Raw genomic sequence first — 1,363 nt, forward strand, 5'->3', positions numbered from 1 at the left:
GGTGACTGAAGCTGAGGTGCGTGATATTGACGAACGATCCTTTCAAGAGGGGCGGGTTGTTACCAAGCACTTTGGTGAGTTGCTTGTTCCCGATGATCAATTGTTGGTGCAATGCGTAAAGTGTAGCGGTTGCCTGATGATCAGTTATCGCTAGATGACATTGCGGCATTCGTCTCTGAGACGCTCGAGGATGATGTACTTTATCTCTTTGGTTCTGGTGGTAGCTTACGACATATTAAAGAGTTCGTCGGCATTGATGAGCCAACCTTGCTTGGTGTGGATGCCTGGTATAACGGAGAGTGTATTGCGAAGGATGCGAACGAACCAGTATTGATTGATTTACTTGGCAATTATCCAAAGGCAAAGTTGTTTTTGTCTGTGATTGGAGGGCAGGGAGTAGTATTAGGCCGCGGTAATCAGCAGCTAAGCGTTCGCGTGTTAAGAATGCTTGGCATTACCAACATTCAATTTGTCGGGACGCAAGAAAAGCTTCATGCGTTAGAGGGTAAAGCACTGCAGGTCGATAGTGGAGACGATGCTCTGAACCAAGAGATTAGTGGTTATCGGCCCATTTTATGTGGCTATCACGACTACGTCTTGTACGACATCGCTTACAGTGCATAAGTTCGTCTATTTATTTTTGTACTCTGAAAACAAATGAATCATCAAGCGAGCCAAGTGAGTCGAGGTCCCATTCTTCAAAGCAATTCTAAGGATCTCTACATTAGGAAGCTTGTTGTCCTCTTCGGCTAACTCATCGCTTAGATGATTGAGCAATCTTAGTCCTAGGGCGCTAAGCGTCGCCTGCTCAATCGCTTCTTGTCGAAGCGTTGACTCAAAGCTCATGTATCCTTCGCTTTCTAGCCACAACATTGCTCCGAAACAGGCCTGAAAACGAGGGCTATGAAGCCCAAATTCGTCAGGATTATCTGGGCCTGCAACGTCTTCAACAAAAACCGAACTTTTTACAGGAAAGCTCTGATAAAGCTGCAATAGTACGACCGCGCAATCGCGATAAAACTCTTCAATGTGTATGTCGTACATGCTTTATTCTGTTTCAGGAAGCTGCTTGTAGGTCTGTAAAAATTTTTCGAAACGCGCAATCGCATCTCGAAGTACATCTTCACGCGGTAGGAATACAAAACGGAAATGTTGAGTGTCTTGCAAATTAAAGCCAGTACCATGCACGATGAGAATTTTTTGTTGTTTGAGCAAGTCGAGTACTAGTTGTTCGTCGTTGTAGACTTTGTGAACTTCAGGGTCTAGCTTCACGAACATGTAAAGTGCGCCTTCTGGCTTAGTACATTGTACGCCGGGAATCTTATTCAACAGCTCGTAAGCCAGATTACGTTGCTCGTAGAAG

3 protein-coding genes are annotated in these 1,363 nt (G+C 44.9%); 1 reads left to right on the top strand and 2 read right to left on the bottom strand.

The annotated features are described in order from the left end of the window. The first annotated feature begins 129 nt into the window (after nucleotides 1-129). Nucleotides 130-624, top strand: a complete 495-nt coding sequence (locus A3762_RS16330) for an ATP-NAD kinase family protein (protein ID WP_068756659.1) — start codon at nucleotides 130-132, stop codon at nucleotides 622-624. Between the two features lie 6 nt (nucleotides 625-630). On the opposite strand, the gene A3762_RS16335 is transcribed toward A3762_RS16330, so the two are convergent. Both A3762_RS16335 and A3762_RS16340 read right to left on the bottom strand, forming a co-directional pair. Then, a complete protein-coding gene (locus A3762_RS16335; protein ID WP_068476966.1) occupies nucleotides 631-1,044 on the bottom strand; it encodes a hypothetical protein in 414 nt (137 codons plus the stop codon). 3 nt (nucleotides 1,045-1,047) lie between these two features. Further along, nucleotides 1,048-1,363, bottom strand: a 316-nt coding sequence (locus A3762_RS16340; protein ID WP_156493518.1) for an aminotransferase class I/II-fold pyridoxal phosphate-dependent enzyme, incomplete at its 5' end; no start/stop codon positions are given.

The sequence above is a fragment of the Oleiphilus sp. HI0125 genome (assembly GCF_001635355.1).

Bases quoted from the DNA above. Each gene is read 5' to 3' on its own strand.
- A3762_RS16335 (WP_068476966.1), bottom strand. From the start codon at position 1,044: ATGTACGACATACACATTGAAGAGTTTTATCGCGATTGCGCGGTCGTA.